Genomic DNA, 24,921 nt, shown 5'->3' on the forward strand with positions numbered 1-24,921 from the left:
GACATGAGCGTCAGCACCACCTCCCGACACACCGCCCTGCACGACGAGCACGCCGCGCTGGGGGCCTCCTTCACCGACTTCGGCGGCTGGGACATGCCCCTGAAGTACGGCTCCGAGCTGGCCGAGCACCGCGCCGTGCGCACGGCCGCCGGCCTGTTCGACCTCTCCCACATGGGTGAGATCCGGGTGACCGGCCCGGACACGGCGGCCTTCCTGAACACGGCGCTGGTGGGCAACCTCGCCGCCGTCGCCGTGGGCCGGGCCAAGTACTCCCTGATCTGCACCCCCGAGGGCGGGATCATCGACGACCTGATCAGCTACCGGCTGGCCGAGCACGAGTACCTGGTGGTGCCCAACGCCGGCAACGCCCCGGACGTGCTCGCCGCCCTGCAGGAGCGGGCCGCCGGCTTCGACGTCATCGTGGCCGACGAGTCCGCCGACACCTCGCTGGTCGCCGTCCAGGGGCCGGCCGCGCAGGCGATCCTGCAGGAACTGGTGCCCGCAGAGCAGCAGGAGCTGATCGCCGAGCTGAAGTACTACTCCGCCGCGCCGGCCACCGTCGCCGGGATCGACGTGCTGCTCGCCCGGACCGGCTACACCGGGGAGGACGGCTTCGAGCTCTACGTGCCCAACGCCCAGGCCGCGCCGCTGTGGAAGACGCTCCTGGAGACCGGGCCGGGCCTCGGACTCGTGCCCTGCGGGCTCGCCTGCCGCGACTCCCTGCGCCTGGAGGCCGGGATGCCGCTCTACGGCCAGGAGCTCACCCGGGACATCACCCCCTACGAGGCCGGGTTCGGCCGGGTCGTCTCCCTGAAGAAGGAGGAGGACTTCGTGGGCCGCGCGGCCCTGGAGGCCTGCAAGGCCGCGGGCGTGGGCCGTACGCTGGTCGGCCTGCGCGGCGAGGGGCGGCGCGCGGCGCGCGGCCACTACCCGATCAGCGTGGACGGCGAGGTCGTCGGGGAGGTCACCTCGGGGGCGCTGAGCCCGACCCTGGGCTACCCCATCGCCCTGGCCTACCTCGACAACGCGCACGCCGAGCCCGGCACGCAGGTGCAGGTCGACCTGCGCGGCAAGCCGGTGCCCTTCGAGGTCGTGTCCCTGCCGTTCTACCAGCGCGGGCAGTGACCCGCGCCTGACCCGGCCCCCGCCGTCCAGCCCGTTCCGCCACCCGTCGTCGTCCCTCCTGCTGAAAGGCCCCCGACCATGAGCACCATCCCCTCCCACCTGCGCTACTCCGCCGAGCACGAGTGGGTGGACGAGTCCTCCCCCGTGAAGGTCGGCCTGTCCGCGGTCGCCGTCGACGCCCTCGGCGACGTCGTCTACCTCGACCTGCCCGAGGCCGGCTCCACCGTCACCGCCGGCGAGGTCTGCGGCGAGGTGGAGTCCACCAAGTCCGTCTCCGAGCTCTTCTCCCCGGTCTCCGGCACGGTCGCGGAGGTCAACGCGGCCGTCGTCGACGAGCCCGGCCTGGTGAACTCCGACCCGTACGGGGACGGCTGGCTGTTCACCGTCGAGGTCACCGAGGAGGGCGACCTGCTCACCGCCGAGGAGTACGAGCAGGCCCAGGAGGAGCAGGCATGAGCACGCACCCGGGCACGCAGCAGGACCTCGAGACCCTGAACGCGGACCTCGCCGAGCTCGACCCCGAGGTCGCCGCGCAGATCGACCAGGAGCTCGGCCGGCAGCGCGAGGGCCTGGAGATGATCGCCTCCGAGAACCACACCGCCGTGGCCGTGATGCAGGCCCAGGGCTCGGTGCTGACCAACAAGTACGCCGAGGGCTACCCGGGGCGCCGCTACTACGGCGGCTGCGAGCACGTGGACGTCATCGAGCAGCTGGCCATCGACCGGGCCAAGGCCCTGTTCGGCGCCGGTTTCGCGAACGTCCAGCCGCACTCCGGGGCGCAGGCGAACGCCGCGGTCATGCACGCGCTGATCAAGCCCGGGGACACCGTCCTGGGCCTGAACCTCGCCCACGGCGGGCACCTGACCCACGGCATGAAGCTGAACTTCTCCGGCAAGCTCTACCAGGTCGTGCCCTACGGCGTGGAGGAGACGAGCTGCACGGTGGACATGGAGGAGGTCGCCCGGCTCGCCCGGGAGCACCGCCCGCAGCTGATCATCGCCGGCTGGTCCGCCTATCCCCGGCAGCTCGACTTCGCCGCCTTCCGCGCGATCGCCGACGAGGTCGGGGCGTGGCTCATGGTCGACATGGCCCACTTCGCCGGGCTGGTCGCCGCCGGGCTGCACCCCAACCCGGTGCCGCACGCGCACGTGGTCACCTCCACGACGCACAAGACCCTGGCCGGCCCCCGGGGCGGCCTGATCCTCAGCAACGAGGCCGACATCGCCAAGAAGCTCGACTCCGCGGTCTTCCCGGGCCAGCAGGGCGGTCCGCTCGAGCACGTGATCGCGGGCAAGGCCGTGGCGTTCAAGATCGCCGCCGGAGAGGACTTCCGCCGGCGGCAGGAGCGCACCCTCGAGGGCGCCTCGATCCTCGCCCACCGGCTGCTCTCCCCGGACGTGCAGTCCCGGGGGATCACGGTGGTCAGCGGCGGCACCGACGTGCACCTGGTGCTCGTGGACCTCCGGGGCTCGGCGCTGGACGGACGGCAGGGCGAGGACCTGCTCGCCCAGGTCGAGATCACCGTCAACCGCAACGCCGTGCCCTTCGACCCGCGCCCGCCGATGGTGACCTCGGGGCTGCGCATCGGCACCCCGGCCCTGGCCACCCGCGGCTTCGACGCGGAGGCCTTCGCCGAGGTCGCCGACATCATCGCCGAGACCCTCATCGCCGGGGCGGACGCCGCGGCCGAGAGCTCCGGGGCCGAGGGCACCGAAGCCGCGAGCGCCGACCCGGCCGTGCTGTCCGGCCTCAGGGCACGCGTCCAGCAGCTGGCCGCGGACCACCCGCTGTACTCGGGGCTGGCCCCGCTGGGCGAGGACTGAGCACGAGCCGCACCCGGGCACCGTCGAGGACCGTGGTGCGGGCCGGGCACCGGCCCGCACCACCACCCTTCCACCCACCCCGCCCCGCACCGGGGCACCACCCTCCTTTGGAGCATCACCGTCATGGCCATCAGCGTCTTCGAACTGTTCACCGTGGGCATCGGCCCCTCGAGCTCCCACACCGTCGGCCCCATGCGCGCCGCACGGCGCTTCGCCGAGACCCTGACCGGGGGCGACCTGCTGGAGCGCACCGCGGACCTGCGCGTGGACGTCTACGGGTCGCTGGCCGCGACCGGCCGCGGCCACGGCACCTTCACCGCGATCCTGCTCGGTCTGGAGGGCTACGACCCCGAGGAGGTCCTCCCCGACGAGATCGAGGAGCGGCTCGCCGACATCGCCGCGACCGGCACGCTGCGGCTGTGCGCCGCCCTCGGACACCGCAAGGACATCCCGTACCGGGTCGAGGACATGGTGCAGCACCCGCTGACCGTCCTGGAGCGGCACACCAACGGCCTGCGCTTCCAGGCGCTGGACGCCTCCGGCGCCGTGCTGGCCGACGAGACCTGGTTCTCCGTCGGCGGCGGGTTCATCGTCCAGGAGGGCGAGGAGGGCGCGGCCGCGGCCGAACTGGACGCCGCCAGCGCCCAGGTGCCCCATCCCTTCCGCACCGCGGAGCAGCTGCTGGCCCACTGCAAGAGCACCGGCATGCCGATCAGCGCGGTGATGCTGGCCAACGAGCGGACCTGGCGCGACGAGGAGGAGATCCGGCAGCAGCTGCTGCACATCTGGGCCGTGATGGAGGAGTGCAAGGACTCCAGCCTGCAGCGCACCGGTCCGCTGCCGGGCGGGCTGAAGGTCGCCCGCCGCGCCCCCGAGTGGCACCGGCGGCTGCGCACCGAGGACCCGGACCGAGACCCGGGGTTCTGGCCGGAGTGGGTGAACCTCGTGGCCCTGGCGGTCAACGAGGAGAACGCCTCCGGCGGGCGCGTGGTCACCGCCCCTACCAACGGGGCGGCCGGCATCATCCCTGCGGTGCTGTTCTACGCCACCCACTACTCCCCCGCGGCCCGCGCCGCCGCCGCGGAGGGTCCGGAAGCCCTCGAGGCGGCCAGGCAGGACATCGTGGTCCGCTTCCTGCTCACGGCCGGGGCGGTCGGGGTGCTCTACAAGGAGCAGGCCTCGATCTCCGGGGCCGAGGTCGGCTGCCAGGGCGAGGTCGGCTCCGCGTCCTCGATGGCCGCCGGCGGTCTCGCCGAGATCCTGGGCGGGACACCGGCCCAGGTGGAGAACGCCGCGGAGATCGCCATGGAGCACAATCTCGGGCTGACCTGCGATCCGATCGGCGGGCTGGTGCAGATCCCCTGCATCGAGCGCAACGCGATCGCCGCGGCCAAGGCGATCAACGCCGCCAAGATGGCGATGTGGGGCGACGGCACCCACCGGGTCAGCCTCGACGAGGTCATCGTGACCATGCGCGAGACCGGCAGGGACATGAGCCACAAGTACAAGGAGACCGCCCTGGGCGGGCTCGCCGTCAACGTCGTGGAGTGCTGACCGTGAGACGCTGAGCCCGTCGGCCCGGACGGTCCTGCCCCTGCGGACCGGCAAGCACCACCCGCACCCACCGAGGAGACGAGACAGCACCGTGACAGCCCCCGCCCAGGCCCCCCGTTCCCGCCCGCGCCGAACCGCCCTGGTGGTGGGGGCCAGCGGCATCGCCGGTTCGGCGATCGTCGAGCAGCTGACCCGCACCGGGGGCTGGGACGTGCTCGGCCTCTCCCGGAACCCGGTCCCCGGCAGCACGGCCCGGCACATCGGCGCCGACCTCCGGTCCCCGCAGAGCCTGGCCGCCGCCCTGGCCGGGGAGCGGCCCACGCACGTGTTCTTCACCGCCTGGTCCCGCCAGGCCACCGAGAAGGAGAACATCGAGGTCAACGCCGGGATGCTGCGCCACCTCCTGGCCGCCCTGGACCACGCCCCGCTGCAGCACGTGGCGCTGATGACCGGGCTCAAGCACTACCTGGGCCCGTTCGAGGCCTACGGCCGGGGGACCATGCCGGACACCCCCTTCCGGGAGGAGGAGCCGCGGCTGCCGGTGGAGAACTTCTACTACGCCCAGGAGGACGAGCTGTGGGCGGCCGCCGGACGCCAGGGCTTCCGCTGGTCCGTGCACCGGGCGCACACGGTCATCGGCCACGCGGTGGGCAACGCCATGAACATGGGCCTGACCCTGGCCGTGCAGGCGGCGATCTGCCGCCAGACGGGCCGCCCGTTCGTGTTCCCCGGCTCCGAGACCCAGTGGAACAGCCTGACCGACATGACCGACGGGTCCCTGCTGGCCGAGCACATGGTCTGGGCCGCGACCACGGAGGACGCCGGGAACGAGGCCTACAACGTGGTCAACGGCGACGTCTTCCGCTGGCGCCGGATGTGGCCGGCCCTGGCCGTCTGGTTCGGCCTCGAGTGGGAGGGCTTCGCCGGGCAGCCGCGGCCCCTTCAGGAGCAGATGCGCGGCGCCGAGGACGTCTGGTCCCGGATCGTCGCCGAGCACGGGCTCGTGGAGCCGGACCTCGCGCGCGTGGCCTCCTGGTGGCACACCGACGCCGACCTCGGCCGGCCCATCGAGGTGGTCGCCGACATGAGCAAGAGCCGGCTGGCCGGGTTCCCCGGCTACCGCCGCACCCAGGACTGCTTCACGGCCCTGTTCGAGCGCTACCGCGCCGAGCGCATCATCCCCTGATGTCCCCGGCGGTGCCGGAGCGCGGCTCCGGCCGGACCGGCCGAGCGGGCGGGCCCCCGCCCCGGCCCGGCTCCGCCGGCGCACGGACGACGACGGTCCTGTTCCCGACGGAACCGGACCGTCGTGCTCGCCGTGACGACGAGAGAGGGTCGCCGGGGAGGGGTCAGCGGCCCACGCGGGAGAGGATCGCGGTGAGGGCGGCCCGCACCCCGGTGGACAGCGTCGGCTCGATCGCCGGGGCGAAGAACGGGGAGTGGTTCACCGGCACGGGCCCCTCCCCCTCGAGGGTGGCCGCGTCGTGGCCGCCGAACATCCAGAAGATCGAGGGCACCCCGATCGCCGCGCCGAGGGCGCCGAAGTCCTCCGAGCCCATCAGCGGCTCGATCTCCGTCACGTCGTCCTCCCCCAGCACCTGCCGGAACCGCTCGACGAGGGCGGCGGTGGCGTCGGGGTCGTTGTAGTTGCGGGGGAAGGTCGAGAGCACCTCGACGGTCGGCTCGGGGGCCCCGGAGGCGGCCGCCTCCGCCGAGATGATCCGCCGCAGCGCCTCCAGGACGTGGTCGCGGACCACGGGGTCCAAGGTGCGCACGTTGAGCGTGAACTCGGCGGTGGCCGGGATGATGTTCTCCTTCAGCCCGCCGTGGAAGGTGCCGACGGTGACCACGGCCGGTCGGCGCGGATCGATCTCCCGGGAGACGATGGTCTGGATGCGGGTGATGATGTGCGCCCCCAGCACGATTGGGTCGGTGGAGTCCTGCGGCTGGGATCCATGGGAGCCCTTGCCGTGCAGAGTCACCTTCCACGAGTCGGCCATCGCCATGGTGTCCCCCGGCGCGTACGTGATGGTCCCGGCCCGGACCGGCATCACGTGCTGACCGTAGACCACCTCGGGCACCGGGGCCTTCTCCCACAGCCCGTCCTCGAGCATGGCCCGGGCGCCGGCCGCGGTCTCCTCCCCCGGCTGGAAGATCAGCACCACGGTCCCGGCCCACGCCTCGCGGGCTCCGGTCAGCAGCACGGCGGCCGTCAGCAGCACGGCCACGTGCGTGTCGTGGCCGCACCCGTGCATCACGGGGACCTCGGTCCCGTCCTCCAGCCGTCCGGTGGCCGTGCTGGCGTAGTCCAGCCCCGTGTCCTCGGCCAGCGGCAGGCCGTCGGTGTCGGCGCGGAAGGCCACCGTGGGTCCGTCGCCGTTGCGCAGCACCCCGACGACGCCGGTGCCGCCGCACCGGAAGGTCTCGATGCCCAGGGCGGTGAGGCGCTGCTCGATCAGGGCCGCGGTGGCGTGCTCCTGCATGGACAGCTCCGGGCTCGCGTGCAGCTCGCGGTACAGCTGGTGCATCTGCCGGCGCAGCTCGTCGGTCAGCTGCAGATCCGTGGTGGGGCTCATGGCGTGGCGTCCTTTCGGGGGAACGGTCCTAGTCGATGGGGAATTCGTCCTGGGGGTCCTGCACCTTGCTCGCCACGGGATCGGCCGGGGCCGACCGGTCACGCAGGAACCACGCCAGCACGGCGGTGCTGATCACCGCGATCGCGGTGCCGAAGAAGGCGAGGGCCGGGACGGCGGGCACGAGGAGGAACACGACGGCGGCGGCGACGACGCCGGCGATGACCGTCATCCGCAGGCTACGCGTGGAGACGATCGCCTGCACGAGCACGGCGCCCAGCACCGACGGCAGGATGTAGGTCTGGACCACGGCGACGACCTCGGCCGGGACGACGCTGACCAGCCAGGAGCCCAGGAGGCCGACGAGGACGAGCAGGGAGACCAGGTGGACCATGGCCGCGCCGCTGATGGCCATCACGGCCGCCAGCTCCCCGCGCCGGGTGCCGGGCCTGGCGCCGATGGAGGCCTGGGCGATCAGTGCCGCGGGCAGCAGCTTGTTGGAGATGTTGCCGATCATGAACGCCTGGTACATCGAGGCCTGGCCCAGGATCGGGTAGTAGGTGAGCGGTTCCACTATCCACAGCACTCCGAAGGTGCCGGCGATGGCCAGCAGGGCGGTCCAGATCCTGGCGTGGTCCACGTCGAGGCCGCTGAAGAGCACGAGGTAGGTGGGGCCGGCCAGGGCGAAGAGCAGCCCGGCGATCATCGTCAGCCGGCCCCATCGGGCGGTCGTCGTGTCGAACTGCTCGAGGGCAGGAACGACGGAGTTCACAGTGGTCATGGCAGAAGTCCTTCGGTGGTCTCGGGCGCAGGCTCAGGCGGTGGGGAAGACGCCGGCGCCGACGGTGAGGTAGGTGACGACCAGTGCGGTCAGGATGGCGATGCCCAGGGCCCACTCGCGGAGCCACTGGGCCCGGAGCGCCTTGGCGATTCCCAGGCACGCCGCCATCACGGCCGCCGAGGCGAGGAAGGCCACCACGTGGTTGCCCGACTTCGGCAGCTCCCCGAGCCCGAGGGCGAAGAACGCCCCGAGCAGGGCCGCCCCGGGGACCACCGTCATCACGGCGGGATTGATCTTGCGCAGACTGACATCGCCCTTCTTCAGCAAGGGCGTGAGGATCAGGGTGGCGAGCATCCACATGGCCCCGCCCAGGCTCATGGCCATGAACGCCACGGCGAACACGCTCTGCGTGTAGGTCGGACCGCCCAGGTCGGCACCCATCGTGCCCGCGGCGATGCCGGCCGCACCGGTCTCGAAGGACACCGAGCCGATCAGCCCGATCCGCACCAGCACGGCGGGAGCGCCGAAGACCGTCAGCAGGGCGACGGCCACCAGGGCCACGGCCAGGGACGGCCCGATGGCGGAGACCGCCCCGGCGCGGAAGGAGGTCCTCAGCTCGGCCGAGCTCACCCCGGCGGCGGGGGCCGCCACGCGGGCGGCCCGGACGTAGATGACGGTCTGGACGACGATGACGGCGAAGACGCCGAGGGCGCAGATCCACAGCACGGGCAGGTTGGCCACGGACAGGATGTCGGTGGAGGCGCCGTCGACAACGGTGCGCAGGTTCATGGGAACTCCCGGAGGTGGTGGGGTCGGCAGGAAAGGAGCGGCGGGGCCACGAGCTGGCCGTCGCCGGCAGGCATCTGCTCCGAGCGTGACGTGACGTCAATCACCACGGGGAGATATCCTCGAAAACCTGCATCACACGTGCGCCGGACCGAAGGAACCAGCATGGAATTGCCTGTGGAGGACCTCGAGCTCGTCCACGCCCTGCAGATCGCGCCGCGGGCGACGTGGACCCAGCTGGGGGCCGCGCTCGGCCGCCACCCCACCACCCTGGCCGCTCGCTGGGACCGGCTCCGGACCGACGGCCGCACCTGGGTCACCGCCCACCTCGGCACCTCCGGCACGCAGGGCTGCGCCACCTTCATCGGCCTCGAGTGCCGCCCGGGCCGCCGGGCCGAGGTGCTGGAGCGGCTGTGCGCCGTGCCGGAGATCGGCACCGTCGAGGAGTCCGCACGCGCCTGGGACCTCCGGCTCACCGTCCTTACCCGCAGCTGGGAGCAGATGACCCGGGACGTGCTGCCGCTGGTGCGGGCTGATCCGGCGATCCTGCGGGCCCAGCTCACGGTGGCCACACGGCTCCACGCGATCGGCAACAACTGGCGCCTGGACGTGCTGTCCCCGGAGCAGCAGCGCCGCGTGGGCGCCCTGCGGCCGGAGGTGCACCGCCCGCACGGCGCCACTCCCGCCCGCCTCGAGGAGATGACGGCCGTGCTCCAGGCCGACGGGCGCGCCACCGCCGCGGAGATCGCCGCCGCGACGGGCACGCACCCGACGACGGCGGCCCGGCACCTGCGCCAGGCGCTCGAGACCGGCCTCGTCGCCCTCCGCTGCGAACTGGCCCAGCAGTACTCCGGCTACCCGGTGTCCTGCCAGTGGTACGTCCGGGTGCCGCCGGCGCAGCTCGAGGCGGCCGTGCGCTGCCTGCGCTCCCACCGGACGCTGCGCCTGTGCGCCTCCACCACGGGCGACACCAACCTCACCTTCCTGCTCTGGCTGCGCAACCCCGGGGACATCTTCGACGTCGAGGCCGAGCTGCAGGCCGCCGCGCCGGGGGTCCAGGTGGTCGAGTCCGACGTGGGCGTGCGGACCCACAAGCGCATGGGCTGGATGCTGCGCGACGACTCGACCGCGACCGGCGAGGTGGTGACGGAACCCGCTCCGGCCGCCCCGTGACGCCGTGCGCGCCCGGGCGTCCGCCCGCGGTGCGCGGGCAGGACGCCCCGTGCCGGGAAGGAGGTCCGCGCCGGTCTCTACCATGGAGGCATGTTCCCCAGTCAGCGTCCCGGCGGGCCCAGTGTCGGCGTGGTGGTCCCGGCGTTCAACGAGGAAGCGGTCCTCCAGCGCTGCCTGCAGGCGGTGCTGGACCAGACCGTGGCCGCCGCGCAGATCGTCGTGGTCGACAACGGCTCCACGGACGGCACCCGTTCCGTGGTGACCCGTCTGCAGGCCGCGCACCCGGAGGCCCCGCTCGTGCTCCTGCGGCAGAGCGCGGAACGAGGACTGGTCCCCACCCGCAACGCCGGTCTCGACGCCGCCCGCACAGACGTCCTGGGCCGGATCGACGCGGACTCCGTGCCGGCCCCGGACTGGGTGGCGCAGGTGCAGCGAGCGTTCCGGGACCCCGAGCTCGCCGCCGCGACCGGCCCGGTGCTCTACTACGACCTGCCGCTGCGCCGACTGGGGCTGCGCATCGACAACGCGGGGCGGCAGCTGGTGATGTCGCTGGTCGCACACCGGCACCCGTTCCTCTACGGCTCCAACATGGCCATCCGCCGCACCGCCTGGGAGCGGATCCGGTGCGCGACCTGCCGGGACGAGAACGACCGGATGCACGAGGACATCGACCTGTCCCTGCACCTGAGCGAGCACGGACTGAGGATCGCCTACCTGCCGGCCATGGTCGCGGGCGTCTCAGCCCGGCGCATGGACGACTCCCCCGCGCAGTTCCGCGAGTACGTCGGACGCTATCGGCGCACCTACCGCGCCCACCGGACCCCCAGTCCCGTCCCCATGGCGGCGCGGACCGTCCTGTACGCCGTGTACGGGCCCGTGCGACTCCTGCGGCTGCTGCGCGGGCGCCCTCGAGGCCCGCACGGCGCGCTTTCCCCACGAGGAGGTGCACCGGACAGGGGCTGAGGCGGTCCTCAGCCCCTGCCCGGCTCCCGCAGGAGGTCCGCCGGGACCAGGTGGGCGTCCCGGACGCCCTCGAGCAGCCGGGGGTCGACCGGCGTGCCGCGCCGGAGGACGCTGATCGTGCCGGAGGCCTCGAAGACCACGCACGCGACCTCGTCGGGGCCGCGCACGCCCGCGCTCCGCAGGGCGCCGAAGAGCTCGGACTCCACCACGTGGACCCGGCGGAGGTTGGCCTCGAGCACCCGCTCGCCGGCCATCAGCAGCACCGCCCGGTTGTTCATCAGCGCCGACACGCGGATCCCCGCGCGGAGCCGGCCGAAGCCCGCCTCGAGCGCGAACAGCGTGCCGAGCCCGAGCACGCCCGCGGCGAGCGTGGGCGTGTCCCCCAGGACCGCGCGCCCGGCCACGGCGCCGAGCATGACCACCACGACCGCGTCGAAGGTCGACAGCCGGGACAGCACGCGCTGACCGAGGAGCCGCACCATGAGCAGGAACGCCAGGTAGATCCCCACGGCCGAGGCCACCACCGCCAGCGCCCCGGGGGCGTCCACGCCGAGGCGGGCCACGGCGTCGTCGAGCACGGGTCAGACCTCCTGGTCCGCGAACTGCGTCTCGTAGAGCTCCGCGTAGCGCCCGCTCTCGGCGAGGAGCTCGGCGTGCCGGCCGCGCTCCACGATCCGGCCGTCCTCGACCACCAGGATCTGGTCGGCGGAGCGGATGGTCGAGAGCCGGTGGGCGATGACCAGGGCGGTGCGCCCCTCCATCGCCTCGCCCAGGGCCGCCTGGACGTAGGCCTCGTTGGTTGAGTCCAGCGCCGACGTGGCCTCGTCGAGGATCACCACGCGCGGGGCCGCGAGCAGCAGTCGGGCGATGGTCAGCCGCTGCCGCTCGCCGCCGGAGAGCCGGTAGCCGCGCTCGCCCACCACGGTGTCCAGCCCGTCGGGGAGGGCGCGGATCACGTGCTCCATGCGGGCCCGGGCCAGGGCGTCCCACAGCTGCTCGTCCGTGGCCTCCGGCTTCACCAGGGCGAGGTTGTCCCGGATCGACTCGTGGAACAGGTGCCCGTCCTGGGTCACCATCCCGATGGTCTCCCGCAGCGAGGCGAAGGTGGCGTCCCGCACGTCCGTTCCCCCGATCCGGACGGCTCCCGAGGTGACGTCGTAGAGCCGGGCCACGAGCTGGGCGATGGTCGACTTCCCCGCGCCGGAGGACCCCACGAGGGCCACCGTCCGCCCCGGCAGGACGGTGAAGCTCACGCCGTGCAGCACCTCATCGCCACCCCGGGAGTCGAGCACCGCGACGTCCTCGAGCGAGGCCAGTGAGACCTCCTCGGCGGAGGGGTAGGCGAACCGGACGTCGTCGAACTCCACCGACGCGGGCCCGGAGGGCAGCGTCCGGGCCCCGGGCCGCTCCTGGATCAGGGGGACGAGATCGAGGATCTCGAAGACCCGCTCGAAGCTCACCACGGCGCTCATGACGTCCATCCGGGCGTTCGCGAGCATCGTCAGCGGGGTGTACAGCCGGGTGAGCAGCAGGGCGAGGGTCACCACCGCGCCCGCGTCCAGGTTGCCGAGGATCGCCTGCGCGCCGCCGAGCCCGTAGACGAGGGCCAGGGCGAGCGCGGAGACCAGCGTCAGGGCCGTGACGAACACGGTCTGCAGCATCGCCACCCGCACACCGATGTCCCGGACGCGGCCGGCGCGGCGGGCGAACTCCGCGGCCTCGGCGTCCGGCCGGCCGAAGAGCTTGACCAGGGTGGCGCCGCCGGCGGAGAACCGTTCGGTCATCTGCGTGGACATGGACGCGTTGTGCTGGGCCGCCTCGCGCTGGAGGTTCGCCAGGCGCCCGCCCATGGCCCGGGCCGGGACCAGGAAGATCGGCAGCAGGAGCACGGACAGCGCGGTGACCTGCCACGAGATCGAGACCATGACGACCACGGTCAGGATCAGGGAGACGATGTTGCTCACCACGCCGGAGAGCGTGTTGGCGAACGCCCGCTGGGCGCCGATGACGTCGTTGTTGAGCCGGGAGACCAGGGCCCCGGTGCGCGTGCGGGTGAAGAAGGCGATCGGCATCCGTTGCACGTGGTCGTAGACGGCGGTGCGCAGGTCCAGGATGAGTCCCTCGCCGATCAGGGAGGAGAGCCAGCGGTTGAGGACGTTCAGCCCGGCGTCCACGACCGCCACGACGGCGATGGCCACCGCGAGCCAGACCACCACGGAGACCTCGTCCCCGGCGTTGATCGCACGGACCACGTCACCGGCCAGGATGGGGGTGACCACGCCGAGCAGGGCCGTGAGCACGGAGACGACCAGGAACACCGTGAGCCGCGCCTTGTGCGGGCGCGCGAAGGCGACGATGCGCCGGAGCGTGCCCCGGTCGATCTTCCGGCCCTTGACCTCCTGGCCCTGGACGGTGCGCCACAGCACCATGTACGGCGAGTTCTGCATGCTCATGCGCCAACCCCGATCTGCGGGGATCACCCGCGCTGGATCCGGCGCGGCACCGTGGAGGTCGTGCGCGCCGCGCCGGGGACGATTTTACGCGTCCGCGCCGACACGTCCGCACGCGCCGGTCGCCGACGGGGCTCCACCGGCCGACGGCGACGAGCCCCCGCCCGCAGCACGCTGCGGTCGGGGGCTGGTCGCCCCGGCGCCGCGGGGCACCCGGGACGACGGCGCGGGAGAGGTCGGGCGCGGGAAGGGTCAGGCGCGGGCGGCAGCGCGGCGCTTCACCGCGACGGCGTGGTCCAGCGACCAGCGGCCGGCACCGGTCAGGACGAAGAGGACGGACGCGGCGGCGAGCAGCAGGACGAGCTCGACCCCGCCGTCGGCGGCGAAGAAGCCCGCCGGAAGGTGCACGAGCACGAGGGCGGTCAGCATGCTCAGGGCCAGCAGGGCGGCGACCACGCGGGTGCCGAGGCCCAGGAGCAGCATCAGCCCGCCCACGAGCTCGAGGACGGCGGCGACGGGCGCGGCGAGCTCGGCCGCGGGGATGCCCATCTGGGCGAAGGACGCCTGGGTGCCGGCGATGGTCCACTCGGTGAACTTCTGCCAGCCGTGCAGGAGGAACGTGACGCCGAGGACGACGCGCAGCACGGTCAGGCCGAGGGTCGCGGCGGAGGAGTCGCCGACGGGAGCGGTGGGGGCGGAGGAACGGACGGTGGACATGGGCTGCGGCAGCTGTGTTGTGGACATGTCACCAGCGTAGGGCTCGTTTACTTTCCTTGTCAAGCTTCTTGGCGGCGGGAGCCCGGTGTCACGGCTCGTCCGAGGCCAGTCCCCGGGCCGTGGGCCCTGCCGCGGCGTCGTCGACCATGCGGCCGATCAGCGCGAGCTGCTGGACCTGGACGGGCGTCAGCCGGTCGATCACCGTCCGCCGGACGTGCTCCACGTGACCCGGGGCGACCTGCTGGACCCGCTCCAGTCCGCGGTCGGTGATCTCCGCGAGCACCACCCGCTTGTCCTGCTCACCGCCGGCGCGCACCACCAGGCCGTCGCGCTCGAGGCGCGCGACGATCCGGGACAACCGGGACTGGGAGGTGTTGGTGGCCGCCGCGAGGTCCGACATGCGCCGCCGCCGGTCGGGGGCCTCGGAGAGCATCGCGAGCACCAGGTACTCGGCCAGGCTGAGGTCCGCCTCCGCCTGCAGCTGGGACTCGATGCTGCCGGGCAGCGTGAACATGATGGAGACGAGCGCCAGCCAGGCCTCGCGCTCCTCGGGGGACAGCCATCGGGTCTCGGTCATGAGCCCGATTCTACGAGCCGGTCCTTGACGCATCATGGGAACGCGTCCGCTGAGCGCGCCCCATAATGGAACCCATGGATTCCCTCGGCACCTGGCCCCGGCCCGTCCCCGCGGACGATCGCGACTTCGACGTCCAGGTCATGCGGCGGCTGCGCACCGCCGGCGGCGCCCACGGGGCGCCCGACCGACCCTCCCTGGGCGAGCGTCTGGGCACGTCGCTGCTGCTCGTGGTGCCGGTGCTGACCGCGCTCGCCGTGGTCCTGCTGTGGCAGCAGTGGTCCCGGTCCGGCTCGGCGCTCTTCCTCGCCCTCATCGCCGTGGTGCTCGTGGCCACGGCCCTGTGGTGGACGGCCCGGCTCAAGCGCGCCTTCACGACCGCGCAGGGCCGGCTGGGCGCACGCCTGGCCAACGTGGTGGAGCACGGCGTGGGCGTCGTCCGGGAGATCACCCTCGAGCCGGTCGCCGAGGACGCGGAGACCGCCGGCAGCACCGCCGCCACCGCCGAGGGCACGGCCGGGGACGCCGCGACGAGCGGCGGCCGTGTCCGTGCCCGGCTCGAGCTGTCCGTGACCCCGGTGCGGGGGGACCGGTTCAGCACCTCCGTGGAGGCCCTCTACGACGCCGACGCCGCGCTCCTCCTGGAGGCCGGCTCGCACGGGCCCGTCCGGTTCCTGCGCGACGACCCGGAGGGGACCACCGTGATCGACACCCGGCTCTCCGAGGAGCAGGTCGCACAGATCTACCGGGGCGCCGCCCTCAACTGACGGTAGAGCCGGCTCCGCAGTCCATCCGGTGACGGCCTGCGGGGACGATCACTCCGGATGCGTGGCGGCGGCGTGCCCGCGCCGTGCGGTCCCGCAGCGCGTCCGCGCCGTCCCGGCAGGGCGCGGCGGTTCACCCCGCGCGCCGGTCGGACGCCCGCTGCTCCTTCTCGATCCGCAGCCGGAGCTGCTCGCACAGGTCCTCCCCCGCCCGCAGCAGCTCCGGCATCCGGTCCCGCTCCGTGGTCTGCGCCCGGAAGGCGTCCGCCACGCCCACCCCGTGCCCGGCGCGGCGGGTGAGCTCGACCGGCAGCCCGGCCCGCACGGTGCCCGGCGAGAGGACCTTGAGGTACGCCCCGGAGCGGCCCCGCTCCGTGAAGCGGCGCAGCCAGCCGCGCACCTCCATGCTCGCGCGGAACGTGCCGCAGGGGATGCGGGCGTCCGTGACCTGCAGCAGCACCTCGCCGATGCGCCAGACGTCGCCCAGCCGCGCGTCGTCGACGTCGAAGCCCGAGAGCGTGAGGTTCTCCCCGAAGAAGCCGTCGGGGATCTCCCGCCCCAGCTCCTGCTCCCAGAAGTCCAGCTCCTCGCGCGCGAAGGCGTACACCGCCTGGTCCGTCCCGCCGTGGTACTTGCCGTCCCCGATGAAGTCCCCGGCCAGGCCCGAGCCGAGGCCGCCCTTGCGCCGACCCGGTTCGCGGACCTCCACGGGACCGTCCACGGGGCGCTTGCGGATGCCCGTGGGCCGGTTCAGCTTGGCCGCATTGGCCTCGGGCCGTCCCACGTTGACGCTGCGCACGCGGGCGGTCACGGCCGGTCGTCCCCGTCGGAGGGGCCGACCTCGTCCCCGGAGCTCTCGCCCAGCTCGTTGTGGTGGGTCGGGGAGTACACCGCGGAGCCGATGAGGTACCCGGAGCGGGCCAGCGCCATGCTGCCCACGGCCGACGTCACGAGCTGCAGGAGCACCGCGGCGAGCAGCTTCACCGCGTTCTCCACGCCGGGCAGGAAGAAGAACGCCCCGGTGAGGACGAACGAGACGCCGATGCCCGCGGCGGTGGCGATCGCCGAGGACCGGGTGTAGAGGTCCGGGAGTCGGATGAGTCCCACCGTGGCGGTGAGGAAGACCAGTGAGCCCAGGACGATGAACGCCTGCCCCACGACGCTCATCCACAGGGTGTCGTGCATGATCGGGTCGAAGTCCACGTTCATCGCCTCCCCTTGGTCAGTGCGCGGGACAGGGACAGCGTCGCCAGGAAGCCCACGAGGGTCGCGATGAGGACCAGGTCGAAGACCGTGGGGCTCATCGCCAGGACGCCGAACAGGGCGATCAACCCCACCACGGCGAAGAACAGCAGGTCGGAGGCGATGGCCCGGTTGGCGTCGTTGGGGCCGCGGAACATCCGCACCCCGGCGACGACGACGGAGGCGGCGAGCACCAGCACGCCGAAGAAGATGCCGATCATCGGGGTGCCCCGTCCGCTCGGATGCCGTTCAGCATGTGGGTCTCCATCTCCTGCAGGCTCGACCGGGCGTCCTGCGGTCCGTCCGAGTACATGGCGTGCACGAAGATGTCGTACTCGTCCGTGCCGGCGTCACGGTCGTCGCCCTCGGGCGCGGCGCCGTCCACGCCGTCGCGGGGCCGGGCCACGGTGGACAGGGTCAGCGTGCCCGGCGTCAGCGAGATGAGCACGCTGAGCAGGACGGTCTCGAACTCGCTGCGGCACCGGGTGCGGTAGCGCACGACGATGGGCGAGGAGCGGTGACGGAGCGTGAACACGTCCTGCGTCACCGCGATGTTGGAGAGGATCAGCTCCCACGCGTACCAGAGCAGGAAGCCGAGCAGCCGGAACGGCCAGGTCAACCACTTCACGAGGAGGTCACCGCCTCCACGAACGCGCTGGTGTCCACGAGGCCGTCCGCGGCCGTGGCCGAGACGCCGAGCAGCAGCTCACCGCCCACACCGAAGGTGAGGGTGATGACCGCCAGGACGAGGGCGGGAGCGATGAGACCCAGCGAGATGCGGCGCTCCTTCGTGCCCACGGCGGCGACGACCTCGCTCGAGGACTCTTCCGGTTTCCCCAGGAACATCTTCCCCCAGATCTTGAGCGTGTACAGCAGCGTGAAGAGGCTGACGCCGACCGCCACGAGGGCGACCGCGACCTGCTGCTCCTCGAACGCGGCCAGGACCAGCGCCAGCTTGGCCACGAACCCGGAGAACGGCGGGATGCCGGTCAGGGACATGGCGGCGGCGAAGAACACCACGGCGGTGAGCGGTTCCCGCCGGAGCAGGCCCGTGACCTCGCCCAGCGGCTGCCGCCCGTAGGCGATCTCCACCGCGCCGGTGGACAGGAACAGGGACACCTTCACCACCGTGTGGTGCAGGAGGTAGAAGATGCCCGCCGTGAGTCCCAGGGTCCCGAACAGGGCGACGCCCAACAGGATGTAGCCGACCTGGCTCACCGTGGAGTAGGCGAGGATCGCGCGCGCGTCCCGCTCCCCCACCGCACCGAGGACACCGATCACCATGGACGCGGAGAACACCACGATACCGATCCACAGGTACCGCTCCGTGCCGTCGAAGACCACGGCGTAGATCCGGTAGATCGCGTAGATCGCGACCTTCGTGTGCAGTCCCGAGAACAGCGCGGTGACGGTGGGCGACATGAAGGGATACGTGCGCGTCAGCCACCCGTGCACGGGCACCACGGCCGCCTTGACCGCCAGGGCGGTGAGGACCACCGCGACCGACACCGCCACCGGGGTGGACTCCGCGGCCACGCCCGCCAGCTCGCCCAGGTTCACAGTGCCCGCCGTGGCGTAGACCAGCCCCACGCCCGCCAGGAGGATCGTGGATGCCAGCAGGTTGACGCTCACGTAGATGCGCGAGGACGTGACCTGCATCAGCCGTCCCCGGCCGCGGTGGGCCAGGATGATGAGCGCGTAGGACGGCAGGAGCATGACCTCGATGAACACGAAGAGGTTGAACAGGTCCGCCGTGAGCAGGGCCCCGTTGAAGCCCGCGGTGAGCACGAGCACCAGGGGGCCGAAGTAGCGCTTCTCCGCCTGCCCGGAGACCACCCCGAACCAGGAGCTGACCAGTGTCACGAAGCCGGTCACGGTGAGCATCAGCGCGGTGAAGAGGTCCGCGGCGAACGGGATGGCGACGCCGGAGGGCCAGAGGCCGATGCGGTGGACCAGCACGGTGTCGCCGTCCACGAGGGTGGCCAGGAGCCACGCCGCCCACACCACGTCCGCTCCCAGGACGACCAGCAGCCCTGCCTTGCCGACCTGCCGGGAGCTGCCGGCCAGCACCAGCACACCGGCGGCCAGCAGGGGGACGATGACGAAGAACGCAATCAGGTCCGCGCTCATGCGCGACCACCCCGCCCCGGGCCCTGCACGGGGCGGGTGCCCGCCGGGTCCAGGCCCTCGGGTGCGCCGCCGTGCCTCTCGGTGCCGTCTGCCGGGTCGTCCATCAGGTCAGGGGTCTCCATCTCCCGGCCGGTGAGCTCGAGATCGGTGTCGTCGTCGTCGTCGCCGGTCACGGCGAGCACGAGCATGTACATGGTGATGGCGAACGCGATGACGATCGCCGTCAGCACGAACGCCTGCGGCAGGGGGTCCGCCGTGGTCGAGAGGTCCGGGGAGGCGCCCAGGGGCTCACCCCGCCGGTCCACGCCGCCGGCCGCCATGATCAGCAGGTTCACGCCGTGGCTGAGCAGGGCGAAGCCGATGATCAGGCGGACCATGCCGCGCCGGAGCATCATGAACACGCCGCCCCCGATGAGCACGCCCACGGTCAGTGCGAGTGCCATCAGGAATCGTCTCCTCGAACTCGGTCGGTGTGATCGGTGGAGGATCCGGAAGGACGCCCGGATCCCCGGTCGAGGACCCGGATCCTGCTGAGGTCCAGGGGCGCCGTGCTGGGGTGGTGAGGCTCGGCCGTGGTGGGGGTCACATGGGGGCCCGGGGACCGCACCGCGGTGGAGCCCACCCGCCGAAGGGGCGGTGGTTCCTTCTCCTCGACGCCCAGTCGGCTGATCGCGGCGAGGATCACGCCGACCACCGCGAGGTACACGCCGACGTCGAAGATCAGCGCCGTGGTGATGTGGACGCCGAACACGTAGAAGTGCAGCGGGCGGAGGAAGGACCCCTCGACCAGACCCAGCAGGCCCACGCCCACCGCCACGACCACCCCGGCGCCGATGAGCTTCACGTAGGGCAGGCCGAGGCGGCTGACCCGGTCGTCCTGGGCCGCGAAGTAGACCAGGGAGATCCCGGCGGCGCCGATGAGGGCGGAGATGAAGCCGCCTCCGGGGTCGTTGTGCCCGCGGAGCAGGAAGAAGAGGGACAGGGCGATGATCACGGGTCCCAGCAGGCGGTCGGTGACCCGCAGGGTCATCGTGTTGTCCTCCGCGCCGCTGATCGGCGAGCCCGGCGGCTCCGTGATGGGGCTGTGCAGCTTGGGCAGCAGGCCCCGCGACTCCAGGGCCACGACGATCGCGATGCCGGCCACGCCCAGCACGGTGAGCTCGCCGAGCGTGTCCAGGGCACGGAAGTCCACGAGGATCGTGTTCACCACGTTCGTGCCACCGGTCTCCGTCTCGCCCTCCGTCAGGAAGTACTGGCCCGCGTCGGAGAGCCCCCGACGACCGGTGAGCGCCCACGTGGCCACCGCTGCGGAGGCGCCCGCGAGGACCGCGACGACGACCGCCGTGGTCGTCCGCCGCTTCCCCGTGCGGTGGAAGGTGGACGGCAGCCGGTTGAGCAGCAGGACGATCACCACCACGGTGAGGATCTCGACGAGCAGCTGGGTCAGCGCCACGTCGGCCGCGCCGAGCTCGTAGAACCACAGCGCGACGGCGAAGCCGACCACGCCGATGATGGTCACCAGGGCGATCCGGCTGCGCACGCCCACGGCCAGGACCACCCCGACCAGGACCACGCCGAGCAGGACCCAGTCCAGCGGCTTCGTCACGTTCCCCTGCAGCGGCGGGACGTCGACCGTGAACAGGCCCACCACCGTCAGCAGCACCAGCACGGCCACGGGCGGGACCAGGTGCCGGTAGGGAGCGTCGGCGCGGGTCAGGCCACCGATCCGCTCGCCCAGGGCGGTGGAGCCGTTCCGGAACGCCTCGACGGCGCCCACCCCGGTGATGGGCGACAGCTGCCGGTCCAGGAGCCGGTCCACCCTCCCCCGGGCCAGCACGAGGGCGCCGCCGAGGGCGAAGACCGCCAGGGACATGTACAGCTCGGGGGCGAAGCCGTGCCACAGGCCCAGGTGGGGTTCGGCGTCGGGACCGGCGACGGCCGCGGAGGCGGAACCGAGCAGCGGCTCGGCCAGCACGCCCGCCACGCCCAGCACCAGACCGGCCACGGAGACCAGCACCACGGGTGCCAGGAAGGCGCCGGAGGCCTCCTTCGGCGGGTCCTGGGCGGGGCGGCCGGGGAAGATCGTGATGATCATCCGGGCCGAGTAGGCGAAGGTGAAGGACGCGGCCAGGACCGCCACGGCGCCCACGAGCCACACGGCGATCGGGGGCCCCGGGTTCTCCGCCATGGCCTTGAACATGGCCTCCTTGGAGATGAAGCCGAACAGCAGGGGGACTCCCGCCATCGAGACCGCGGCGAGGGTCATCACGACGGCCGTGACGGGCATCGTCCGTGCCAGTCCGGAGAGCTTGCGGATGTCCCGGGTGCCGGCCTGGTGGTCGATCACCCCGACGGACATGAACAGCGCCGACTTGAACAGCGCGTGGGCCGCCACGTGCACCACGGCCCCCACCACGGCGTAGGAGGTGCCGATGCCGATGGTCGCCGTCAGGAAGCCCAGCTGGCTGACCGTGGAGTAGGCGAGCAGCTCCTTGAGGTCGTGGCGCTGCAGCGCGAACACCGCACCCATCAGGGCGGTGAACAGGCCCACCGAGATGAGCAGAACGTTCCACACCGGCACCTCGCTGAGGGCGGTGGAGAAGCGCAGCAACAGGTAGATGCCGGCCTTGACCATGGCCGCGGCGTGCAGGTAGGCGCTCACGGGGATGATCGCGACCATGGCGTCGGGCAGCCATGCGTGGAAGGGGAACTGCGCGGACTTGGTGAAGGCCGCCAGGGCGATCAGCACCGCCACGAACGCCGCGAACCCCGGGGACGTGGACCACACGTCGTCGACGAGGATCTCGCTGAGGCGTGTGGTCCCGGTGGCCACCCACATCGCGATCACCGCCGCGAGCAGGCACAGCCCGCCGGCCACGGTCACCAGGAACACCCGGATCGCCGGGTCCTTGGCGTGCGGGCCCGAGCGGGCGATGAGCAGGAAGGAGCACAGCGTGGTGAACTCCCACATGACGAACAGGAGGACCACGTCGTCGGCCAGGACCAGACCGAGCATCGCCGCCGCGAAGAACGTCATGAGGGTGTAGAAGGCGCTGTGCGAGCCCTTGGCGAGATAGCGGGGCGAGTAGCCGATGACCACCGCGCCGATGACCAGGACGATGAGGCCGAAGAACAGGCCCAGTCCGTCGAGCCGCAGGTGGAAGGGAACGCCCAGGGTCGGCAGCCACGGGACCTGCTGGGAGACCTCGGCGCTGTCCCCCCGGCCGTTCCACACCGCGACCAGCGCGCCGGCGAGCACGAGCAGCGCCGCGGCGAGCGGCCAGCCGGCCTCGCGGCCCGCCTTGCGGCCCAGGACGGCGGCCACGGGGCACAGCAGTGTGGTGAGAGCGAGAATGATCAGAAGGGACACGCCTGGCAACCGTCCGGTCGGTGGGATGGGAACGAGGTGGAGTCGGCCGTCGACTGCCCGGCCGCGGCGGCCGGTCTCCCGGCCGGAGTGCTCAGGCGTCCCGGGGGCATCCGGAGAGCTGCGGTCCCCAGGAGCTGAGGTAGCCGTTCGTGCCGTTGGACACGCCACGGTCCACCGTGGGCCGCACGCGGCCCGGCGGCACGGCGCGGCCGAGGTCGTCGGCGTGGTTCCCGGGGCTGGTCATCGCCCCGAATTTATCATGACGGCCGCCACAGCTCCGGGAGAGCTGCACCGGGGCCCGCGGCGGCCCGGCGCACGGTCCGGCCGCCGTCCCCGCCGGTGACGGCGTCAACGCCGCTTCCGCAGGGTGCTCGAGCCGGAGTGCGGGACGGTGGGGGTGGCGGCGGTCTCGGCGTCCGGCTCGACGACCGTCCCGCGCCCTGACCCGTCCCGAGACAGCACGTCACCGGGATCGTCGGCGCCGTCCCCGCCGAGCTCGCCGTCCCGGCCACCAGCGCGGGCACCGTCGTGCGGGGAGAGGGAGGAACGCCGGCGCGGGGCGTCGTTGATCTCGGTGACGGACACGGCCATCGCGTTGAGCGCGAGACCGGCGAGCACGAACAGCCACGCCGCGACGGGGTACCACGCCAGACCGAGGACCACTCCGACCACGACGAGGGCGACGGAGGTCAGGTAGGCGGGGGTCAGCACGCGCTGGACGTTGAACTTCATGGTTTCCATTCCACCACGCGCGCGTGCGGATCGACCAACGCGCCCGGGCGTTTCCCCGCACCGGCACGGGCACCCTGGTCCGGGAGCCTCAGTGCGTATACCGTCGGCGGCATGGACGACCTCGACCCCGAGCTGCTCGAGCTGGCGCGCTCCGCCCGCACGGTGACCGTGCTCTCCGGCGCCGGGATGTCGGCGGAGAGCGGGGTGCCCACCTTCCGGGACGCCGGCAGCGGGCTGTGGGCCCGCTGGTCCCCCGAGGAGCTGGCCACCCCCGAGGCGTGGGACGCCGACCCCGGGCTCGTCTGGTCCTGGTACCTCTGGCGGGCTCGCCAGGTGCGCCGGCTCCGCCCCAACGCCGGACACCGGGCGATCGCCCGGTGGGCGGACCGCGCCCGCGTCCACGTGGTCACCCAGAACGTCGACGACCTCCACGAGCGGGCGGGCTCCGCGGTCCTCGCCCACCTGCACGGCAGCCTGTTCGCGTTCCGCTGCTCGGGCTGCGGCGCCCCGTTCCCGGAACGCCTCGTCCCGGGCCTGGCAGCGGAGGCCGGTCCGGAGGCACCGCCCGCTCCCCAGGAGCCCGCCCGCGAGGAGCCGGACCGCGAGCGCCCCCCGGTGTGCTCCTCCTGCGGCGGAGCGGTGCGGCCCGCGGTCGTGTGGTTCGGGGAGCTGCTGCCCGAGGGCGCCGTGGAACGGGCCGCCGCGGCCGTGGCCGAGGCGGACCTCGTGCTCGTCGTGGGCACGTCCGGGCTCGTGCAGCCCGCCGCCTCCCTGCCGCTCATCGCCGCCGGCCGCGGGACGCCCGTGGTCGAGATCAATCCCGAGGACACCGCCCTCACCCCGCACGCGGACCGGACCGTGCGGGCCGGCGCCGCCGAGGCGCTGCCCCGCCTCCTGCCCCCGCAGGACGACCGGCGCCCGCGGGCCCGGTCGGCGGGCGCCGACGGCTGACTGCCGACCGACCGTCGGCTGCCGGTCGCGGATGGCCGGCTGTCGGCTGCCGGCCGACTCCCCGCGCGGTGGGAGCACCGGATGCCGGCTGTCGGTTGCCGCCGCCGGCCGACTCCCGGAGCGGCTGGAGCACCGGATGCCGATTGCTGAGAGCAGAAAGCACGCTGTCCTTCTTGTCAGCGCGCGGCGACGGTTGGAGACTGATCGACGGACACCGGGCCGGGGTGACTTCTTCCCGGCCTCTCCCCGACGGCCCCCGGGCTGTCTCCCCACGAAAGGCACGGTCCATGACCCAGTCCACGACGCAGTCCCCGACCCTCACCCTGCACGACGGCAGGACCATCCCGCAGCTCGGCTACGGCGTGTGGCAGGTCGACGCCGACATCGCGGAGGACGTGGTCGGCCAGGCGCTCGAGGCCGGCTACCGCCACATCGACACCGCCATGATCTACGGCAACGAGGAGGGCGTGGGCCGCGCGATCGCAAACAGTGGGATCCCGCGCGACGAGATCTTCGTGACCACCAAGCTGTGGAACGGCGACCACGGCCACGACTCCGCATTGAAGGCCATCGATGCCTCCCTGGAGCGTCTCGGCCTGGAGTACGTCGACCTGTACCTCATCCACTGGCCCACCCCGAAGCACGGGAAGTACGTGGAGACCTGGAGGGCGTTCCAGGAGATCCGCGACAGCGGCAAGGCCCGGTCCATCGGCGTCTCCAACTTCCCGCGCGAGGAGCTCCAGGAGATCATCGACGCGACCGGCGTGGTCCCCGTGGTGAACCAGGTGGAGCTGCACCCCTACTTCAACCAGTCCGCGCTGCGGGACTTCAACGCCTCCCACGGCATCCTGACCGAGGCGTGGTCCCCCCTGGGCCAGGGCGGCGACCTGCTGAAGGACCCGGCCATCGGCTCGATCGCCCGCAAGCACGGCGCCACCCCGGGGCAGGTCATCATCGCGTGGCACCTGGCGATCGGCAACGTGGTCTTCCCCAAGACCGTCACGCCGGAGCGGATCCGCGAGAACTACGCGGCTCTCGACGTCCGGCTGGACGACGAGGACGTGCAGGCGATCAGCGGCCTGGACAACGGCGGGCGGATCGGCTCCGACCCGAAGGACTTCAACTGAGTCCTGACCCCTGCCTGGCGACGCCCGGGACCGCGGTGAACCCACCACGGTCCCGGGCGTCGCCCGTGCGTCCCACGGCACCACGA

Annotated in this window: 26 protein-coding genes; 10 read left to right on the forward strand and 16 right to left on the reverse strand. The window is 72.6% G+C overall.

What is annotated here, in order from left to right:
• Positions 1-3: 3 nt before the first annotated feature.
• From gcvT to ACFYE3_RS07915, 5 genes are all read left to right on the forward strand, one after another.
• A complete protein-coding gene (gene gcvT, locus ACFYE3_RS07895) occupies positions 4-1,125 on the forward strand; it encodes a glycine cleavage system aminomethyltransferase GcvT (RefSeq protein WP_387607749.1) in 1,122 nt (373 codons plus the stop codon).
• A gap of 78 nt (positions 1,126-1,203) precedes the next feature.
• Entirely contained in the window at positions 1,204-1,581 is a 378-nt protein-coding gene (gene gcvH, locus ACFYE3_RS07900; RefSeq protein WP_387607752.1) for a glycine cleavage system protein GcvH, read from the forward strand.
• The gene (gene glyA / locus ACFYE3_RS07905) at positions 1,578-2,948 is read left to right on the forward strand and encodes a serine hydroxymethyltransferase (protein WP_387607754.1); all 1,371 of its coding nucleotides are present in this window, start codon (positions 1,578-1,580) and stop codon (positions 2,946-2,948) included. Before gcvH ends, glyA begins: the two co-directional genes overlap by 4 nt.
• A 123-nt stretch (positions 2,949-3,071) precedes the next feature.
• Complete coding sequence (locus ACFYE3_RS07910) at positions 3,072-4,502, forward strand: L-serine ammonia-lyase (RefSeq protein WP_387607756.1); 1,431 nt, start codon at positions 3,072-3,074, stop codon at positions 4,500-4,502.
• Positions 4,503-4,593: 91 nt separating this feature from the next.
• On the forward strand, positions 4,594-5,688 hold the full coding sequence (locus tag ACFYE3_RS07915; RefSeq protein ID WP_387607758.1) for an SDR family oxidoreductase: 1,095 nt from the start codon (positions 4,594-4,596) through the stop codon (positions 5,686-5,688).
• Positions 5,689-5,851: 163 nt separating this feature from the next.
• Here ACFYE3_RS07915 and ACFYE3_RS07920 read toward each other — a convergent pair whose 3' ends face one another.
• Genes ACFYE3_RS07920 through ACFYE3_RS07930 form a run of 3 tightly spaced genes read right to left on the reverse strand, consistent with a single transcriptional unit; the run spans position 5,852 to position 8,645 of the window.
• Entirely contained in the window at positions 5,852-7,078 is a 1,227-nt protein-coding gene (locus ACFYE3_RS07920) for an amidohydrolase (RefSeq protein ID WP_387607760.1), read from the reverse strand.
• A 28-nt stretch (positions 7,079-7,106) separates the two neighbouring features.
• Positions 7,107-7,856 carry a hypothetical protein gene (locus ACFYE3_RS07925; RefSeq protein WP_387607762.1) on the reverse strand — a complete coding sequence of 250 codons (750 nt, stop codon included), beginning with the start codon at positions 7,854-7,856 and terminating at the stop codon, positions 7,107-7,109.
• Between the two features lie 33 nt (positions 7,857-7,889).
• Positions 7,890-8,645, reverse strand: a complete 756-nt coding sequence (locus tag ACFYE3_RS07930) for a DUF5058 family protein (RefSeq protein WP_387607763.1) — start codon at positions 8,643-8,645, stop codon at positions 7,890-7,892.
• A gap of 162 nt (positions 8,646-8,807) precedes the next feature.
• On the opposite strand from ACFYE3_RS07930, the gene ACFYE3_RS07935 reads away from it, so the two are divergent.
• Positions 8,808-9,815 (forward strand): AsnC family transcriptional regulator, encoded by a 1,008-nt coding sequence (locus ACFYE3_RS07935; protein ID WP_387607765.1) that lies wholly within the window; start codon positions 8,808-8,810, stop codon positions 9,813-9,815.
• A 90-nt stretch (positions 9,816-9,905) separates the two neighbouring features.
• Entirely contained in the window at positions 9,906-10,778 is an 873-nt protein-coding gene (locus tag ACFYE3_RS07940) for a glycosyltransferase (RefSeq protein WP_387607768.1), read from the forward strand.
• An 8-nt stretch (positions 10,779-10,786) separates the two neighbouring features.
• On the opposite strand, the gene ACFYE3_RS07945 is transcribed toward ACFYE3_RS07940, so the two are convergent.
• From ACFYE3_RS07945 to ACFYE3_RS07960, 4 genes are all read right to left on the reverse strand, one after another.
• Positions 10,787-11,356, reverse strand: coding sequence for a DUF421 domain-containing protein (locus ACFYE3_RS07945; protein ID WP_368833329.1), 570 nt, complete (start codon positions 11,354-11,356; stop codon positions 10,787-10,789).
• Between the two features lie 3 nt (positions 11,357-11,359).
• The gene (locus ACFYE3_RS07950) at positions 11,360-13,207 is read right to left on the reverse strand and encodes an ABC transporter ATP-binding protein (RefSeq protein ID WP_387607932.1); all 1,848 of its coding nucleotides are present in this window, start codon (positions 13,205-13,207) and stop codon (positions 11,360-11,362) included.
• Between the two features lie 273 nt (positions 13,208-13,480).
• On the reverse strand, positions 13,481-13,945 hold the full coding sequence (locus ACFYE3_RS07955; RefSeq protein WP_387607934.1) for a DoxX family protein: 465 nt from the start codon (positions 13,943-13,945) through the stop codon (positions 13,481-13,483).
• Between the two features lie 88 nt (positions 13,946-14,033).
• The gene (locus tag ACFYE3_RS07960) at positions 14,034-14,522 is read right to left on the reverse strand and encodes a MarR family winged helix-turn-helix transcriptional regulator (RefSeq protein WP_368833327.1); all 489 of its coding nucleotides are present in this window, start codon (positions 14,520-14,522) and stop codon (positions 14,034-14,036) included.
• Positions 14,523-14,596: 74 nt separating this feature from the next.
• Between ACFYE3_RS07960 and ACFYE3_RS07965 the strand changes: the two genes are divergently transcribed.
• Entirely contained in the window at positions 14,597-15,286 is a 690-nt protein-coding gene (locus tag ACFYE3_RS07965; protein ID WP_387607771.1) for a hypothetical protein, read from the forward strand.
• A 130-nt stretch (positions 15,287-15,416) separates the two neighbouring features.
• Here the strand turns inward: ACFYE3_RS07965 and ACFYE3_RS07970 are convergent, their stop codons facing one another.
• From ACFYE3_RS07970 to ACFYE3_RS08010, 9 genes are all read right to left on the reverse strand, one after another.
• On the reverse strand, positions 15,417-16,094 hold the full coding sequence (locus tag ACFYE3_RS07970) for an MOSC domain-containing protein (RefSeq protein WP_387607773.1): 678 nt from the start codon (positions 16,092-16,094) through the stop codon (positions 15,417-15,419).
• Positions 16,091-16,492 carry a cation:proton antiporter gene (locus ACFYE3_RS07975; protein WP_387607775.1) on the reverse strand — a complete coding sequence of 134 codons (402 nt, stop codon included), beginning with the start codon at positions 16,490-16,492 and terminating at the stop codon, positions 16,091-16,093. Before ACFYE3_RS07975 ends, ACFYE3_RS07970 begins: the two co-directional genes overlap by 4 nt.
• Positions 16,489-16,746, reverse strand: a complete 258-nt coding sequence (locus ACFYE3_RS07980) for a monovalent cation/H+ antiporter complex subunit F (RefSeq protein WP_368833323.1) — start codon at positions 16,744-16,746, stop codon at positions 16,489-16,491. Before ACFYE3_RS07980 ends, ACFYE3_RS07975 begins: the two co-directional genes overlap by 4 nt.
• Complete coding sequence (locus tag ACFYE3_RS07985) at positions 16,743-17,153, reverse strand: Na+/H+ antiporter subunit E (protein WP_387607778.1); 411 nt, start codon at positions 17,151-17,153, stop codon at positions 16,743-16,745. Before ACFYE3_RS07985 ends, ACFYE3_RS07980 begins: the two co-directional genes overlap by 4 nt.
• Positions 17,150-18,655, reverse strand: a complete 1,506-nt coding sequence (locus ACFYE3_RS07990; RefSeq protein WP_387607780.1) for a monovalent cation/H+ antiporter subunit D family protein — start codon at positions 18,653-18,655, stop codon at positions 17,150-17,152. Before ACFYE3_RS07990 ends, ACFYE3_RS07985 begins: the two co-directional genes overlap by 4 nt.
• Complete coding sequence (locus ACFYE3_RS07995; protein WP_387607782.1) at positions 18,652-19,098, reverse strand: sodium:proton antiporter; 447 nt, start codon at positions 19,096-19,098, stop codon at positions 18,652-18,654. Before ACFYE3_RS07995 ends, ACFYE3_RS07990 begins: the two co-directional genes overlap by 4 nt.
• Positions 19,098-22,025, reverse strand: a complete 2,928-nt coding sequence (locus ACFYE3_RS08000; RefSeq protein WP_387607784.1) for a DUF4040 family protein — start codon at positions 22,023-22,025, stop codon at positions 19,098-19,100. The genes ACFYE3_RS07995 and ACFYE3_RS08000 overlap by 1 nt, the downstream gene beginning before the upstream one ends.
• Before the next feature lie 91 nt (positions 22,026-22,116).
• Complete coding sequence (locus ACFYE3_RS08005; RefSeq protein ID WP_387607787.1) at positions 22,117-22,269, reverse strand: hypothetical protein; 153 nt, start codon at positions 22,267-22,269, stop codon at positions 22,117-22,119.
• A gap of 104 nt (positions 22,270-22,373) precedes the next feature.
• Positions 22,374-22,757: a hypothetical protein gene (locus ACFYE3_RS08010; RefSeq protein ID WP_387607789.1), complete on the reverse strand. Its 384-nt coding sequence runs from the start codon at positions 22,755-22,757 to the stop codon at positions 22,374-22,376.
• 111 nt (positions 22,758-22,868) lie between these two features.
• Between ACFYE3_RS08010 and ACFYE3_RS08015 the strand changes: the two genes are divergently transcribed.
• Positions 22,869-23,708, forward strand: a complete 840-nt coding sequence (locus tag ACFYE3_RS08015) for an SIR2 family NAD-dependent protein deacylase (protein WP_387607792.1) — start codon at positions 22,869-22,871, stop codon at positions 23,706-23,708.
• 287 nt (positions 23,709-23,995) lie between these two features.
• A complete protein-coding gene (locus tag ACFYE3_RS08020) occupies positions 23,996-24,835 on the forward strand; it encodes an aldo/keto reductase (RefSeq protein ID WP_387607794.1) in 840 nt (279 codons plus the stop codon).
• The last annotated feature ends 86 nt before the right edge of the window (positions 24,836-24,921 follow it).

The sequence above is a fragment of the Kocuria arenosa genome (assembly GCF_042879215.1).
Taxonomy (GTDB): Bacteria; Actinomycetota; Actinomycetes; order Actinomycetales; family Micrococcaceae; genus Kocuria; species Kocuria arenosa.